The sequence below is a fragment of the Streptomyces sp. NPDC002144 genome, from assembly GCF_053593695.1.
Window position 1 is genome coordinate 132,964 of record NZ_JBSFDB010000008.1, and the last position, 14,505, is coordinate 147,468.

At 70.1% G+C, this 14,505-nt stretch carries 11 protein-coding genes; 8 read left to right on the top strand and 3 right to left on the bottom strand.

The window, feature by feature from the left end; translation table 11 throughout:
- The first annotated feature begins 164 nt into the window (after positions 1 to 164).
- A complete protein-coding gene (locus tag ACWCQ1_RS14620) occupies positions 165 to 998 on the top strand; it encodes an HAD family hydrolase (protein ID WP_133044236.1) in 834 nt (277 codons plus the stop codon).
- A gap of 340 nt (positions 999 to 1,338) precedes the next feature.
- Here ACWCQ1_RS14620 and ACWCQ1_RS14625 read toward each other — a convergent pair whose 3' ends face one another.
- Positions 1,339 to 2,163 carry a Fic family protein gene (locus tag ACWCQ1_RS14625; RefSeq protein ID WP_133044235.1) on the bottom strand — a complete coding sequence of 275 codons (825 nt, stop codon included), beginning with the start codon at positions 2,161 to 2,163 and terminating at the stop codon, positions 1,339 to 1,341.
- A gap of 101 nt (positions 2,164 to 2,264) precedes the next feature.
- Here ACWCQ1_RS14625 and ACWCQ1_RS14630 point away from each other — a divergent pair, with 101 nt between their 5' ends.
- Positions 2,265 to 3,245: an ATP-binding protein gene (locus tag ACWCQ1_RS14630; RefSeq protein WP_358598091.1), complete on the top strand. Its 981-nt coding sequence runs from the start codon at positions 2,265 to 2,267 to the stop codon at positions 3,243 to 3,245.
- A 15-nt stretch (positions 3,246 to 3,260) separates the two neighbouring features.
- On the opposite strand, the gene ACWCQ1_RS14635 is transcribed toward ACWCQ1_RS14630, so the two are convergent.
- Positions 3,261 to 4,532, bottom strand: a complete 1,272-nt coding sequence (locus ACWCQ1_RS14635; RefSeq protein ID WP_358598094.1) for a polysaccharide deacetylase family protein — start codon at positions 4,530 to 4,532, stop codon at positions 3,261 to 3,263.
- Between the two features lie 333 nt (positions 4,533 to 4,865).
- On the opposite strand from ACWCQ1_RS14635, the gene ACWCQ1_RS14640 reads away from it, so the two are divergent.
- From ACWCQ1_RS14640 to ACWCQ1_RS14665, 6 genes are all read left to right on the top strand, one after another.
- On the top strand, positions 4,866 to 7,574 hold the full coding sequence (locus ACWCQ1_RS14640) for a SulP family inorganic anion transporter (RefSeq protein ID WP_451026613.1): 2,709 nt from the start codon (positions 4,866 to 4,868) through the stop codon (positions 7,572 to 7,574).
- Positions 7,575 to 7,793: 219 nt separating this feature from the next.
- Positions 7,794 to 9,749: an acetate--CoA ligase gene (gene acs, locus ACWCQ1_RS14645; protein WP_451026614.1), complete on the top strand. Its 1,956-nt coding sequence runs from the start codon at positions 7,794 to 7,796 to the stop codon at positions 9,747 to 9,749.
- A 184-nt stretch (positions 9,750 to 9,933) separates the two neighbouring features.
- Positions 9,934 to 11,370 (top strand): Na+/H+ antiporter NhaA, encoded by a 1,437-nt coding sequence (nhaA, locus tag ACWCQ1_RS14650; protein WP_133044230.1) that lies wholly within the window; start codon positions 9,934 to 9,936, stop codon positions 11,368 to 11,370.
- Positions 11,371 to 11,447: 77 nt separating this feature from the next.
- The gene (locus ACWCQ1_RS14655; RefSeq protein WP_133044229.1) at positions 11,448 to 11,963 is read left to right on the top strand and encodes a phage holin family protein; all 516 of its coding nucleotides are present in this window, start codon (positions 11,448 to 11,450) and stop codon (positions 11,961 to 11,963) included.
- The gene (locus ACWCQ1_RS14660; protein WP_133044228.1) at positions 11,960 to 12,913 is read left to right on the top strand and encodes an alpha/beta fold hydrolase; all 954 of its coding nucleotides are present in this window, start codon (positions 11,960 to 11,962) and stop codon (positions 12,911 to 12,913) included. Before ACWCQ1_RS14655 ends, ACWCQ1_RS14660 begins: the two co-directional genes overlap by 4 nt.
- Before the next feature lie 127 nt (positions 12,914 to 13,040).
- On the top strand, positions 13,041 to 13,223 hold the full coding sequence (locus tag ACWCQ1_RS14665; protein ID WP_133044227.1) for a hypothetical protein: 183 nt from the start codon (positions 13,041 to 13,043) through the stop codon (positions 13,221 to 13,223).
- A gap of 27 nt (positions 13,224 to 13,250) precedes the next feature.
- Here ACWCQ1_RS14665 and ACWCQ1_RS14670 read toward each other — a convergent pair whose 3' ends face one another.
- Positions 13,251 to 14,450 carry a MarP family serine protease gene (locus tag ACWCQ1_RS14670; RefSeq protein WP_133044226.1) on the bottom strand — a complete coding sequence of 400 codons (1,200 nt, stop codon included), beginning with the start codon at positions 14,448 to 14,450 and terminating at the stop codon, positions 13,251 to 13,253.
- Positions 14,451 to 14,505: the final 55 nt, after the last annotated feature.

The following is a 14,505-nucleotide window of genomic DNA, read 5'->3' on the forward strand; positions in this document are numbered from 1 at the left end:
CCCCCGCCGGGGGGGAGAGCGGGGGTCGTCTCCACGGCCGACTCGGGGGGGGAGGAGCCGGACCGGGTTAGCACGGTCGCGAACGATCCGTGACTTCCATGGTGTACCCGAGAGCCCTCTCAGGCAAACCCACGCGCCCACCTTACGCCGAATGGGCTGCGCCTATGCTCGGGGTCGTGGAAAACCACTCGTTGCCCCGCACAGCGGCCTTCTTTGACCTGGACAAGACGGTCATTGCGAAGTCGAGCACGCTCACCTTCAGCAAGTCCTTCTACCAAGGCGGCCTGATCAACCGCCGGGCCGCCCTGCGCACCGCCTATGCCCAGTTCGTCTTCCTCGTCGGCGGCATGGACCACGACCAGATGGAGCGGACCCGCGAGTACCTCTCCCAGCTCGTGCGCGGCTGGAACGTCCAGCAGGTCAAGGAGATCGTCGCCGAGACCTTGCACGGCCTGATCGACCCGATCATCTACGACGAGGCCGCCTCCCTCATCGAGGAGCACCACACGGCCGGCCGCGACGTCGTCATCGTCTCCACCTCGGGCGCCGAGGTGGTCGAGCCGATCGGCGAACTGCTGGGCGCGGACCGGGTGGTGGCCACCCGTATGGTCGTGGGCGAGGACGGCTGTTACACCGGCGAGGTGGAGTACTACGCGTACGGCCCGACCAAGGCGGAGGCGGTCAGGGAACTGGCCGAGTCCGAGGGGTACGACCTCGAACGCTGCTACGCCTACAGCGACTCCGCCACCGATCTGCCGATGCTGCAGGCCGTCGGCCACCCGCACGCCGTCAACCCGGACCGCGCACTGCGCCGCGAGGCACTCGCGCGCGGGTGGCCGATTCTGGACTTCCACCGCCCGGTCCGTCTCAAGCAGCGGATTCCGACGTTCTCGGTACCGCCCCGTCCAGCCCTTGTCGCGGTCGCGGCGATCGGCGCGGCGGCCGCCACAGCGGGCTTCGTCTGGTACGCGAGCAGGCGACGGGCGACACCAGCGTGAAGACTGGCGCCCGTTTGAAACTGATTTGAGACCAAAAGTAAAGAAGCGCGGGCGGGGGTTCCGCTTGCATCACGCCTGGAGTACAAAGGGTTTACGGCCCGCGAGACCAAGGACATCCGAGAGGATCACCTTAAACAACGCATTTGGCCCCACGGACCGAGCATGAACACCGGGCACCCACGCGACGTCGACCCGTCGATTACGGGCCAGCCGCACCAGGTGACGGGCAAAGTTCCCGACCTGATGGGCAACATATCGAGGACGCTTGGTAACCCGGTGAGCATGCCAGCGGCGGTACGAATCCTCGTACCGCCGCACCTCTTTTCCCGAAAGAAAGCTGCTACGCCGCTCCGCGCTGCAGTGCCTCGCACACGGCCGTCGACTCGCGCGCACCCAGCTCGACCGCCCGCCCGCAGTGCGCGATCCAGGCGGCCATGCCCTCCGGCGTTCCGGAGACGTACCCCTCCAGTGCCGCCAGATAGGCAGCCCGGCCCAGTTCGGCGTGGCCCACCTCCGCCGGGCAGACCGACTTCGGGTCGAGGCCGCTGCCCACCAGGACGATGCGCTCGGCGGTGCGTGCCACGAGGCCGTTGTGGGAGGTGAAGGGGCGCAGCGCGAGGAGTTCGCCGTGCACGACGGCCGCCGTCACCAGGGCGGGGGCGGAGCTGCCGGCGATGATCAGTTCGGACAGGCCCTCCAGCCTGCCGTGCACCTCGTCGGCGTCCGGCAGCCGCAGCTCGACCAACGGCTCGTCGACCGGCTCGCCCGCCCGCCGTGGCCGCCCCACCTCGTCCCCGTTGGTCGCGGCGGCCACCAGGTGCAGCCGGGCCAGCACCCGCAGGGGCGACTGCCGCCAGATGGACAGCAGCTGTCCGGCCTCGGCGGTGAGCCTGAGGGCCGCGCCCATCACGCGCGCGTCCCCGTCGCCGCTGAAGTCGGTGCGCCGGCGCACCTCCTCCAGAGCCCAGTCGGCGCCGGACAGCGCTGCCGAGCCGCGGGCGCCCCGCAGCGCCGCCTCGGAGGTGATCTCGTTGCTGCGGCGCCGCATGACCCGGTGCCCGTAGACCCGGTCCACGGCCTTGCGCACGGACTCCACGGACTCGGCCACGCCGGGCAGCGAGCCCAGGGCGGCGAGCGGATCGGCGGTCGCGCCTGTCGTACTCATGAGTACGACAGTAGCCACCCCGCGCGCGTGCCCCACGAATGAGTGGTCTTCTTCACGCCCGTCTGCCACATACAGCTATCGTCCGACTACTCTTCGTGAACATGAAAATTGCTTTCGTCGGTAAGGGCGGCAGCGGCAAGACCACCCTGTCCTCCCTGTTCGTCCGTCACCTGGCGGCCGGTGGCGCGCCGGTCGTCGCGATCGACGCGGACATCAACCAGCACCTGGGACCCGCCCTCGGCCTGGACGAGACGGAGGCTGCCGCGCTGCCCGCGATGGGCGACCGGCTGCCCCTGATCAAGAATTACCTGCGCGGAACCAACCCCCGCATCGCCTCCGCCGAGACGATGATCAAGACGACCCCGCCCGGCGCCGGCTCACGGCTGCTGCGGGTGCGCGAGGACAATCCGGTGTACGAGGCCTGCGCCCGGCCGGTGGAACTCGACGGCGGCGCCGTCCGTTTGATGGTCACCGGCCCCTTCACCGACGCCGACCTGGGGGTCGCCTGCTACCACTCCAAGACGGGAGCGGTGGAGCTGTGCCTGAACCACCTGGTGGACGGGCAGGGCGAGTACGTCGTGGTGGACATGACGGCGGGCTCGGACTCCTTCGCCTCCGGCATGTTCACCCGTTTCGACATCACGTTCCTGGTGGCCGAGCCGACCCGGAAGGGGGTCTCCGTCTACCGCCAGTACAAGGAGCACGCCCGAGACTTCGGTGTCGTCCTGAAGGTCGTCGGCAACAAGGTGCAGGGGCAGGACGATCTGGACTTCCTGCGCGCCGAGGTCGGGGACGACCTGCTGGTGACCGTCGGGCACTCGGACTGGGTGCGCGCCATGGAGAAGGGCCGTCCGCCCCGGTTCGAGTTGCTGGAGGACGTCAACCGCCGTGCCCTGCGCACGCTTCAGGTCGCCGCCGACGCGACGTACGAACTGCGTGACTGGCAGAGCTACACCCGGCAGATGGTGCACTTCCATCTGAAGAACGCCGACGCATGGGGCAACGCGCGCACCGGGGCCGACCTGACGGCTCAGGTCGACCCCGGGTTCGTGCTGGGCGAGAGCCTGGCGGCAACCGCCTGACCGCCCTCGGGTTGGCTACCGCTTGGCCGCCGGCGCTCCGGGCACGCCCTTCGGCGCCGGGGCCGGGCTGCCCGACAGGAAGGACGCCCAGCCCTGCTTCGGGGCCTCCCCGACGTTCAGGCCGCGCAGCTTTGCGAGGACCTGCGGGTCCTGGGCGTCCAGCCAGTCGGCCAGTTGGTGGAAGGAGACGCAGCGCACCTCGGGCTTGTTGCAGACGTTCTCGATGACGTCGTCGAGGGCGTGCATGTAGGTGCCGCCGTTCCACGACTCGAAGTGGTTGCCGATGATCAGGGGCGCCCGGTTGCCGTCGTAGGCGCGCCTGAAACCGGCGAGCAGACCGTCACGCATCTGGTCGCCCCAGTAGGCGAACTTGCCGGGGTCGCCCTGGGTCCGGGTGCCGGACTGGTTGACCATGAAGTTGTAGTCCATGGTCAACTGCTCGTAGGAGTGCCCGGGGAAGGGCACCAGCTGCATCGACAGGTCCCACAGGTCCTCCCTCTTCTTCGGCCAGACCTGCTCGTTCACCCCGCTGGTGTCGTAGCGGAAACCGAGCTGGCTCGCGGCCCTCACGAAGTTCTGCTGACCCTCCAGACAGGGGGTGCGGGCGCCGATCAGCTCCTTGTCGTAGTCGAAGGGCAGCGGGGCCGCGTTCTTCATCCCGGCGTTGGTCTTCCAGGACTTCACGAACTGCTTCGCCTGGGCGATCTCGTCCTTCCACTCGTCGACCGACCACTCGCCGACGCCGCCGTTCCTGCCGCAGAAGTGGCCGTTGAAGTGGGTGCCGATCTCGTTGCCCTCCAGCCAGGCCAGGCGCAGCTGCTTGACGGTGTCGGCGATGCCCTTCTCGTCGTTGAAGCCGATGTCGGAGCGCCCCGGCGAGTGCTGCGGCGGCTTGTACAGGTCGCGCTTGTCCTCCGGGAGCATGTACACGCCGCTGAGGAAATACGTCATCGTCGCGTGGTTGGCCTTGGCGACCTTGCGGAAGTGCGAGAAGAGCTTCTGGCTGTCCTCACCTGCGCCGTCCCAGGAGAAGACGACGAACTGCGGGGGCTTCTGGCCGGGCTTGAGCCGCTCCGGTCTGGGCAGGTGCGGCTGCGCTCCGGTGTACGCGGTGGAGCCGTCGCCGATCAGTCGGACCACACTGCCCGGCGCCTGGGCCGGCCTGGCCTTCTGGGGACCGGAGGCACCCGGCTTGGAGCCGTTGGTGCCGACCGCGCAGCCGGCGAGCGACGCGGCGCAGGCTGCGGCGATCACTGCTCCGGTGGCGATCCTCTGGGTGGCGGCCATCTTCCGCCCACCTTCTTCCTTCTCTCAGACCGACGCCGGTAAGGGCGTTTTCTGGCGATGTGCCGGGCGGGGCCCGACAGCGCCGTCAAGGTCGCACGGAGCCGAGAAGGAATTAGTACGACAAGCCGATGAAATGCCCGCTTCACTCATTCAGGTGAGCCAATACACCATTTGCCAGAAAAGTCTATGCCTGTCCTTTACTCTGAATTACGATTCGTTTACCGAGCGTTGATCCATCCCGCTGTACGCCGTGACCCACGGCCGCGTTCCGACCCCGCCCAGGGCGGGGACCACCTGATCCGCGACCGCGCTGCCCCGGAGGAGACGGGAACCATGTCCGCCTGCGCCCCCACCCGCGCCGCCGACCCGAATCGGCCCCCGCGCGTCCACCCACCCCACAGCCCACCATCCGGCCCGCACCGCCGCTTCCGCGTCGCGGGCGCGGACGTGTCCGCCTCGATCGCGGTCTTCCTGATCGCCCTCCCGCTGTCCCTGGGCATCGCCCTCGCCACCGGCGCACCACTCCAGGCAGGCCTCGTCGCGGCCGCCGTCGGCGGCATCGTCGCCGGCCGGCTCGGCGGCTGCCCCCTCCAGGTCAGCGGGCCGGCAGCGGGCCTGACAGTGGTGACCGCCGACCTCATCCACCGCTACGGCTGGCGTACCACCTGCGCCATCACCGTCCTCGCCGGTCTCGCCCAACTCGGCCTCGGCTGCCTGCGCGTGGCGCGCACCGCGCTCGCCGTCAGCCCCGCCATCGTGCACGGCATGCTCGCCGGCATCGGCGTCACCATCGCCGTCGCCCAGCTGCACATCGTCCTCGGCGGCACCCCGCAGAGCTCCGTCCTCGCCAACCTGCGCGCTCTGCCCGCCCAGTTGGCGGGGCTGCAGCCCGCCTCCGTGACCGTCAGCGCGCTGACCCTGACCCTGCTGCTGCTCTGGCCGCGCGTTCCCGGCCGGGCCGGGCGCCTGCTGCGCACGATCCCGGCCCCGCTCGTCGCCGTCGCCGGCGCCACCACGGCCGCCTCGCTCGCCGGCCTCACCCTGCCCAGGGTCGACCTGCCGTCCTGGAGCAGCCACGCCCTGGCCGGCCTGCCCGAGGGCCCGGTGCTCGGCCTGACCGCCGCCGTGCTCACCACCACCCTGGTCTGCAGCGTGCAGTCGCTGCTCGGCGCCGTCGCCGTCGACAAGCTTGCGGCCGCCCGCCCGGGCCTCACGGCCCGGGTGGGCCGCTCCGACCTCGACCGCGAACTGCTGGGACAGGGCGCCGCCAACGTGGTCTCCGGCGCACTCGGCGGACTGCCGGTCGCGGGGGTGGCGGTGAGAAGCTCGGCGAATGTGAAGGCGGGTGCCATCAGCCGGAACTCCACGATGCTGCACGGCGTTCTCGTAGTGATCGCCGCGCTGCTGATGGTTCCGATCCTGGAGTGCATCCCGCTCGCCGCACTCGCCGCCCTGGTGATGGCCGTCGGCATCCAGATGGTGTCCCTGCACCACATCCGCACGGTGACCCGCCACCGCGAAGTGCTGGTGTACGCCGTCACCACCCTCGGCGTGGTGGTCTTCGGCGTCCTGGAAGGCGTGGCGCTGGGGATCGCCGTAGCCGTAGCCGTCGCCATGCAGCGCCTCGCCCACACCCGTATCACGCACGAGGAGAAGGAAGGAGTCCATCACGTACATGTCCGAGGTCAGTTGACGTTCCTCGCGGTCCCGCAGCTGAGCCGCGCCCTGCATCTCGTACCCCACAGCGCGCACGCCGTCGTGGAGTTGGACGGGTCGTTCATGGACCACGCGGCGTACGAGTCACTGCAGGACTGGCACAACTCGCACACCGCACAGGGCGGCACCGCGGACATCACCGGCCGCCGCACGGGGTTGAGCGACACCGAGCCCCCAACACCTCGGCCCGGCCTCGGGACGGAGCCGGGAGTCCCGTCAACCGCCGCCTCGACCCCCTCCGTCGGCTGCCGCTGCCGCCCCTGGACCCCCTGGCGCAACCACCACTGCGAACTCCCACGGACCGCACCGCCCTCCGGTGCGTCCGGTGCCTCCGACGCGTCCCTCACTCCCGGTGCGCGCCCCGGTGCGTCCGACGCCCACGAGGCGTCCGGCACCACTGGTGCGTCAGCCGCTCCGGACGGACCGAATGATCCAGATAATCCGAACAATCCGGACGACCAGAGCAGCTCCGGTCCGAGCAGCCCCGGTCCGAGCGACCCTGGTACGAGCAGATCCGGCGTCGGCAGTTCCGGTGCCAGTAGCCCCGGTGCCAGTAGACCCGGTGCCAGTAGACCCGGAGCCAGTAGACCCGGAGCCAGTAGACCCGGTTCGCGTACACCCGGTGCGTCCCGAGATGCCGACACCACCGGCGCCTCCGGAGGTCATCAACTGGCGCGCGGTATCAGCGCGTTCCAGCGCAACACCGCACCGCTGGTGCGGGGGGAGCTGGCGCGACTGGCCCGGGAGGGGCAGCGGCCGTCCCAGCTGTTCCTCACCTGCGCGGACTCGCGGCTCGTCACGTCGATGATCACCTCCAGTGGTCCGGGCGACCTGTTCGTGGTGCGCAACGTCGGCAATCTCGTGCCGCCGCCCGGCAAGGAGAACGGCGACGACTCGGTGGCGGCCGCGATCGAGTACGCGGTGGACGTCCTGGGCGTGCGGTCCGTCACGGTGTGCGGGCACTCCGGGTGCGGGGCCATGCAGGCGCTGCTCAACTCCGAGCCCACCGGCGCTCGGACACCGCTCCAGCGGTGGCTGCGGCACGGGTTGCCCAGTCTGGAGCGGATGGCCGACGGCGGTCGGCCGTGGGCCCGGCTGGCCGGGCGGGCACCGGCCGACGCGGTCGAGCAGCTGTGCCTGACCAATGTCGTCCAGCAGTTGGAGCACCTGAGCGCCCATCCGTCGGTGGCTCGGGCCGTGCGGGAAGGGGAGCTGGAACTGCACGGGATGTACTTCCATGTGGGTGAGGCGCAGGCGTATCTGCTGGCCGAGACGGGCGAGGAGCACGTGTTCGACCATGTGGGGGTGACGGATCTGTCCGCCTGACCGGAGGGCCGGGCGGGTGTGAAGGGCAGCACATCGCTGAACCCCGCCCGGACGGCCTCCGTGGGTACGGATGACCTGGGCCACGGCCTCGGGGCGACCTCGTCGACCAGCCCGGACGACAGGTCTAAACCAATCCTCGGTCGGCCCTTGTCATCGGGGCCCCGGGTCTGATGAGCTGTGGCCTGGGACACAACGGACACCCTGGGAAAGGCAGATGCCGTGAGCAACGAGAGCCTGGCCAACCTGCTCAAGGAAGAACGCAGGTTCGCGCCCCCCGCCGAGCTGGCCGCGAACGCCAATGTCACGGCGCAGGCGTACGAACAGGCCAAGGCTGACAGGCTCGGCTTCTGGGCCGAGCAGGCCCGCCGGCTGACCTGGGCCAAGGAGCCGAGCGAGACGCTGGACTGGTCGAACCCGCCGTTCGCCAAGTGGTTCAAGGACGGCGAACTCAACGTCGCCTACAACTGCGTGGACCGGCATGTGGAGGCCGGCCACGGCGACCGGGTCGCCATCCACTTCGAGGGCGAGCCCGGCGACAGCCGCGCCATCACCTACGCCGAGCTCAAGGACGAGGTGAGCAAGGCGGCCAACGCGCTGCTGGAGCTCGGCGTCGAGAAGGGCGACCGGGTCGCCATCTACATGCCGATGATCCCGGAGACCGCGGTCGCGATGCTGGCCTGCGCCCGGATCGGCGCCGCGCACTCCGTCGTCTTCGGCGGCTTCTCCGCCGACGCACTGGCCACCCGCATCCAGGACGCCGACGCCCGGGTCGTCATCACCTCGGACGGCGGTTACCGGCGCGGCAAGCCGTCCGCGCTCAAGCCGGCCGTGGACGAGGCGGTCGCCAAGGCCGGCAACGTCAACCACGTACTGGTGGTGCGCCGTACCGGGCAGGAGGTCGCCTGGAGCGAGGGCCGCGACGTGTGGTGGCACGAGCTGGTGGAGCGGCAGCCGGCCGAGCACACCCCGGAGGCGTTCGAGGCCGAGCACCCGCTGTTCATCCTGTACACCTCGGGTACGACGGGGAAGCCGAAGGGCATCCTGCACACCTCCGGCGGCTACCTCACCCAGACCTCGTACACCCACCACGCCGTCTTCGACCTCAAGCCGGAGACGGACGTGTACTGGTGCACGGCCGACGTCGGCTGGGTCACCGGGCACTCCTACATCGTCTACGGGCCGCTGGCCAACGGCGCCACCCAGGTCATGTACGAGGGCACGCCGGACACCCCGCACCAGGGCCGGTTCTGGGAGATCGTGCAGAAGTACGGGGTGACGATCCTGTACACGGCGCCGACAGCGATCCGCACGTTCATGAAGTGGGGCGACGACATCCCCGCGAAGTTCGACCTGTCCAGCCTGCGGGTGCTGGGCTCGGTGGGCGAGCCGATCAACCCCGAGGCGTGGATCTGGTACCGCAAGAACATCGGCCACGACCGTACCCCGGTGGTGGACACCTGGTGGCAGACCGAGACCGGCGCGATCATGATCTCGCCGCTGCCCGGCGTCACCGCCGCCAAGCCCGGCTCCGCGCAGACCCCGCTGCCCGGCATCTCCGCGACCGTCGTCGACGACGAGGCGAACGAGGTCCCCGACGGCGGCGGCGGTTACCTGGTGCTCACCGAGCCGTGGCCGTCCATGCTGCGCACCATCTGGGGCGACGACCAGCGCTTCCTGGACACCTACTGGTCCCGCTTCGAGGGCCGGTACTTCGCCGGTGACGGCGCCAAGAAGGACGACGACGGCGACATCTGGCTGCTCGGCCGCGTCGACGACGTGATGCTCGTGTCCGGGCACAACATCTCCACCACCGAGGTCGAGTCCGCCCTCGTCTCCCACCCCGCCGTGGCCGAGGCGGCCGTCGTCGGCGCCACCGACGAGACCACCGGACAGGCGATCGTCGCCTTCGTCATCCTGCGCGGCACCGCGGCCGAGACCGAGGACCTGGCCGCCGAGCTGCGCAACCACGTCGGAACCACCCTCGGACCGATCGCCAAGCCCAAGCGGATCCTGCCGGTCGCGGAGCTGCCCAAGACCCGCTCAGGCAAGATCATGCGGCGTCTGCTGCGTGACGTCGCCGAGAACCGTCAGCTCGGTGACGTCACGACGCTGACCGACTCCACGGTGATGGACCTCATCCAGGCCAAGCTCCCCGCGGCACCCAGCGAGGACTGAGCACGACGAAACGCGGGCACCCGGCGCCGAGCGCGCCGGGTGCCCTTTTCGTGCCTAACGTGGGAATCGCCGGATTCCCCTCGGCTACACTTTTAGGTAAACTAAGCAAAGCTCCACCTCAGGTGTGCCGGGAAGTCTGGTCGGCAAGCGTTCCGTCCTGCCCACCGACCGGAGGTCTCCCCCCGTGGCCGCGCCCCGCACCCCCACCGCCCGCAAGGTCCTCGGACGGCTCTCGCTGCCCGAGCGCACCTTCGTCGCGGACGCGCTGCGCACCGAGACGGTCGGCGGTGTGCTGCTGCTCCTGGCCGCGGTCACCGCGCTGGTCTGGGCCAACATCCCCGCGCTGCACGACAGTTACGAGAGCGTCAGCCACTACCACTTCGGCCCCGCGGCCCTCGGCCTGCATCTCTCGGTCGCGCACTGGGCCGCGGACGGCCTTCTCGCGGTCTTCTTCTTCGTCGCCGGCATCGAGCTCAAGCGCGAACTCGTCGCGGGCGATCTCCGCGACCCCAAGGCCGCCGCCCTGCCGGTCGTGGCGGCGCTGTGCGGCATGGCCGTACCCGCGCTCGTCTACGCCCTCACCAACCTCACCGCCCACGGCTCCCTCGGGGGCTGGGCGGTGCCCACGGCAACCGACATCGCCTTCGCGCTCGCGGTCCTGGCCGTCATCGGCACATCGCTGCCGAGCGCGCTGCGGGCCTTCCTGCTCACCCTCGCCGTCGTCGACGACCTCTTCGCGATCCTGATCATCGCCGTCTTCTTCACCAGCACCATCGACTTCGCCGCGCTCGGCGGCGCGGTCGTGGGCCTGGCCGTCTTCTGGCTGCTGCTGCGCAAGGGCGTGCACGGCTGGTACGTGTACGTGCCGCTCGCCGTCGTCATCTGGGCGCTCATGTACAACAGCGGCGTCCACGCCACCATCGCCGGGGTCGCGATGGGCCTCATGCTGCGCTGCCACCGCCGCGAGGGCGAGGAGCACTCCCCCGGCGAGCGCATCGAGCATCTGGTGCGGCCCCTGTCGGCAGGGCTCGCCGTCCCGCTGTTCGCGCTGTTCAGCGCAGGTGTCGCCGTCTCCGGGGGAGCGCTCGGCGATGTGTTCACCAAGCCCGAGACGCTGGGCGTGGTCCTCGGGCTGGTCGTCGGCAAGGCGGTCGGGATCTTCGGCGGGACATGGCTGACGGCACGCTTCACCAGGGCCTCGCTCAGTGAGGACCTTCAGTGGGCCGACGTGTTCGCGGTGGCGACACTGGCCGGCATCGGGTTCACCGTGTCGCTGCTCATCGGCGAACTGGCCTTCGACGGGAACGCCGTACTGACCGACGAGGTCAAGGCCGCCGTGCTCACCGGGTCCCTGATCGCGGCCCTGCTGGCGACCGTTCTGCTGAAGATCCGCAACGCGAAGTACCGCAGGCTGTGCGAGGCCGAGGAGCGGGACGAGGATCTCGACGGCATCCCGGACATCTACGAGCAGGACGATCCGGCGTACCACCTGCGCATGGCCGCGATCTACGAGGGGAAGGCGGCCGAGCACCGGCGGATCGCCGAGGAGAAGGCCGCCGAGCGACGCGCGCCCGCCGAAGTGCCGGGCGGGGCGCGCGGGGAGGACGGCCGTCCGGCATGATCTGACGGGACGGTACAAACGGATCGTCCGTACACATGGATCCGTCCACAGCAGTCAGGCAGAAGAGGGAGACCGCGATGAGCGCACCCGACGGCAGCCCGGTCGGCACCGAACGCAGCATCGGTCAGCTGTTCGCCTCGGCGACGGCCGAGATGTCGGCGCTGGTGCACGACGAGATCGCGCTGGCCAAGGCGCAGCTCAAGCAGGACGTCAAGAAGGGTGCGACCAGCGGCGGGGCGTTCACGGTGGCCGCCGCGGTCCTCGTGTTCTCGCTGCCGATGCTCAACTTCGCGCTGGCGTACGGCATTCAGGCCTGGACCGGCGGTCACAACGGACAGGGCGGCTGGAGCCTGGGCTGGTGCTTCCTGCTGTCCTTCGCGGCGAACGTGCTGATCGCCGGGCTGCTCGCCCTGGTCGGCATGATCTTCGCGAAGAAGGCGAAGAAGAGCAAGGGACCGCAGAAGGTGGCCGCTTCCATGAAGGAGTCGGCGGGCGTCCTGCAGAAGGCCAAGCCGCACCCGCGGCCCGAGACCCCGGCGATCGAGGACCGCGCCCCCGCGGCCATCGAGGCTGTGGCACGCTCGTCCTCATGACGGACCCCGCCACGCCCTCGGCGCAACCCGCTTCGGTGGTACGACCGGACGCCCTCCCCGACGGGACGAAGGTGACCCATCGTGAGGTCGCCGCCAACGGCGCCCGCTTCCACATCGCCGAGGCCGGTGACGGGCCGCTGGTGCTGCTGTTGCACGGCTTCCCGCAGTTCTGGTGGACCTGGCGGCACCAGCTCGGGGCGCTGGCCGACGCCGGCTACCGGGCCGTCGCCATGGACCTGCGCGGAGTCGGCGGCAGCGACCGCACCCCGCGCGGCTACGACCCGGCCAACCTCGCGCTCGACATCACCGGGGTGATCCGCTCCCTCGGCGAGCCGGACGCCGCGCTGGTCGGCCACGACCTGGGCGGATATCTGGCATGGACGGCGGCCGTGATGCGGCCCAAGCTGGTACGGCGGCTCGCGGTGGCCTCGATGCCGCATCCGCGGCGCTGGCGCTCGGCGATGCTCGCCGACGTCCGCCAGACGCGCGCCGGTTCCTACATCTGGGGCTTCCAGCGGCCGTGGATCCCGGAGCGGCAGCTGACCGCCGACGACGGCGCGCTCGTCGCCGAGCTGATCCGGGAGTGGTCCGGGCCGCAGGTTCCGGACGACAAGGTGCTGGACGTCTACCGCCGGGCGATGTGCATCCCGTCGACGGCGCACTGCTCGATCGAGCCGTACCGGTGGATGGTGCGCTCGATGGCCCGGCCGGACGGCATCCAGTTCAACCGCCGGATGAAGCGCCCGCTGCGGGTGCCGACCCTCCATCTGCACGGCTCCCTCGATCCGGTGATGCGCACCCGAAGCGCGGCCGGCTCCGGCGAGTACGTCGAAGCCCCGTACCGCTGGCGCCTGTTCGACGGTCTGGGCCACTTCCCGCACGAGGAGGACCCGGCGGCTTTCACCGCGGAACTGGTCAACTGGCTGAAGGATCCCGAACCCGATCGGTGACCGATCCGATGCGCCCGGTATCCGGATCTGAACACCTGTCCTACGAACAGCCACTTGCCCGGCGCATAGGCCAATTGGGGGCTCTGGTGACGGTTATCGACCTTGGGGCAGGGGCACACGTCGGGGTATGGGCTGGACGCACGACTACAGTGACGCAGCACGCACTCGCCGCTCGGCCAATGGTCTGAGCTCTCACCAACGAGGCGGTGCGCCGCAGCTGGCGGGCACGGATCTCCGAGTGGGCATCCCGCGCATTCTGCGCCGCCGGGCCCGCTGGGTCTCGGTACGGCTGCGTCACCCTCGAGGTTGACGCCCTCTTCTCACCCCGCACGACGCCTCAGAGGGCGCAGCTGTCGCTGTCCACCTGCTGGTTCGCGGTACGTCCCTTGACGATGTCCTCCTGGATCTCGTCCGCGGTAAGCGCGTATCCGGTCTCGGGGTCGTCGAGGGACTTCGCGAAGACCACGCCGTACACCTTCCCCTGGGGGGTGAGCAGCGGGCCGCCGGAGTTGCCCTGGCGGACGGTCGCGTACAGCGAGTAGACGTCGCGGTGCACGGTGCCCCGGTGGTAGATGTCCGGGCCGTTGGCGGGGATCTGCCCCCGTACCCGGGCGGCACGGACGTCGTACGAGCCGTTCTCCGGGAAGCCCGCGATGATCGCTCCGTCGTCGCGCCTGGCGTCCGTGGGCGAGAACTTCAGGACGGGCGCCTTCAGTTTCGGCACGTCCAGTACGGCGATGTCGCGGTGCCAGTCGTACAGGACCACCTTGGCGTCGTACGTCCTGCCCTCGCCGCCTATCTGGACGGTGGGCTCGTCGACGCCGCCGACCACGTGCGCGTTGGTCATGACGCGGCGGTCGGCGAAGACGAAGCCGGTGCCCTCGAGGACCTTGCCGCAGCTCTGGGCGGTGCCCACGACCTTGACGATGGACTTCTTGGCGCGGACGGCGACGGGGCTGTTGGCGAGGGCCGGGTCGGGCGGCTGGACGTCGGTGATGGGCTCGTTCGCGAAGGGGCTGAAGACCTGCGGGAAGCCGTTCTGCGCGAGGACCGAGGAGAAGTCCGCGAACCAGCTGTTCGCCTGGGTGGGCAGCGCCCGGGAGACGCCGAGGAGGACCTTGGAGTTACGGACCTCCTTGCCCAGGGTGGGCAGCGTCGTGCCGGCGAGGGCGGAGCCGATCAGCCACGCGACCAGCAGCATCGCGACGACGTTGACCAGGGCGCCGCCGGTCGCGTCCAGGGCGCGGGCCGGGGACCAGGTGATGTACCGGCGCAGCTTGTTGCCGAGGTGGGTGGTCAGGGCCTGCCCGACGGAGGCGCAGACGATCACGACGACGACCGCGACCACGGCGGCGGTCGTGCTCACCTCGGCGTTGTCGGTCAGGGCGTCCCAGATGACGGGCAGCGTGTAGACCGCGACGAGACCGCCGCCGAGGAAACCGATCACCGACAGGATGCCGACGACGAAGCCCTGGCGGTAGCCGACGATCGCGAACCACACGGCGGCGACCAGCAACAGGATGTCCAGCACGTTCACCGGTTCGAGCCTCGCCTCGTCATGTCGCGGTCACCACAGGTCAGCCGGGGGTCCG